Origin of the sequence: Marinobacter sp. UBA2498 (assembly GCF_002341575.1) — a bacterium.
Lineage (GTDB): Bacteria > Pseudomonadota > Gammaproteobacteria > Pseudomonadales > Oleiphilaceae > Marinobacter > Marinobacter manganoxydans.
On sequence record NZ_DDOI01000084.1, the window covers coordinates 4,269 to 5,335 of the forward strand.

Genomic DNA, 1,067 nt, shown 5'->3' on the forward strand with positions numbered 1-1,067 from the left:
GCATCATGGCCATCTTCATGGTTATGTTCATGATGGATCCCGGTGGCCTTGGCGGTATGGACATGAGCCATCAAAAGCGTTTTTCGATCGGTGCCGGGGTGAGTGCGGCCGTTGTCGCTATCGCCGTTGCGCTGTTGTCCGACTGGGGTCCCGCAGCCGAGCAGGTGGCGGACGCGGAAGCGCAGACGCGGGAGCTGGGGATGGAGCTGCTTGGGCGCTCGATGATGATCTTCCAAACTGCCGGCATCACCATCCTGACCGCGATGATTGCCGCCACGGCGGTGGCAATACCTGTGAAAAACCTGGCGGGTAAAGACGACAAGGAGGCCTCGGAATGACCGTAGTTCTGATAGTAGCGCTTCTGACCGGCGCCATCCTGTTCGGTATCGGTATCTATGGCGCGCTGTCACAGACCAATCTGGTGATGATCATGATGGGCGTGGAGCTGATGCTGGCGGGCGCCATGGTGAATCTCGTCGCTTTCTGGCGCTTTCTGCACCCCGAGGCCTATTCCGGCCAGATGTTCGTGCTGGTGGTGATGACGGTCATGGCACTGGAGATGGCGGTCGGATTTGGCGTCGCCATTGCCCGCTTCCGGGCCAAGGGCTCGGTCGAGATGGAAGAAGCAAAGGACCTCAAAGGATGAATGCAGTGCTCCTGCCGATACTGCCGCCGCTGATCGCCGCCCTGGCCGTGTTGATACTCCGCCGTGGTGGAGCCGCGCTGGCCCTGGCTGGCGCAACGCTCAGCCTGGCGGGAAGTCTCTGGCTTCTGGCCCGGGTGGCAGGTGGTCAGGCCGAAACTCTGCTTCTGCCCGGTCTGCCGGACATGCCTCTGCGGCTGGTCGCCGGACCGATGACCTCGCTGTTGGCCGTGGCGGTGGCTACGGTGGGCACATTTGTGCTGATTTACGCCGTTGGTTATATGAAGCGGGAGTCCGGTCAGGCGCGCTTTTATGCCGTGATGTCCCTGTTCCTGGCCGCCATGCAGGCATTGGTGCTGGCTGGCGACTGGATTCTGCTGCTGGCGGCCTGGGAGCTGATCGGTTTGTGCAGTTACCTGCTGAT

At 61.6% G+C, this 1,067-nt stretch carries 2 protein-coding genes and 1 pseudogene; all 3 read left to right on the top strand.

From position 1 onward, the window contains the following. A partial coding sequence (locus tag B2W52_RS11720) for an NADH-quinone oxidoreductase subunit J (protein ID WP_349677063.1) occupies positions 1–338 on the top strand: 338 nt, incomplete at its 5' end. After that, positions 335–646 (top strand): NADH-quinone oxidoreductase subunit NuoK, encoded by a 312-nt coding sequence (nuoK, locus tag B2W52_RS11725; RefSeq protein ID WP_286803190.1) that lies wholly within the window; start codon positions 335–337, stop codon positions 644–646. The genes B2W52_RS11720 and nuoK, both read left to right, overlap by 4 nt. Then, positions 643–1,067: pseudogene (locus tag B2W52_RS11730) on the top strand (NADH-quinone oxidoreductase subunit L); the annotation flags it as partial. The gene nuoK and the pseudogene B2W52_RS11730, both read left to right, overlap by 4 nt.

Excerpts from the sequence above, each read along its gene's own strand:
- nuoK (WP_286803190.1), top strand. The coding sequence starts at position 335 with ATGACCGTAGTTCTGATAGTAGCGCTTCTGACCGGCGCCATCCTGTTC.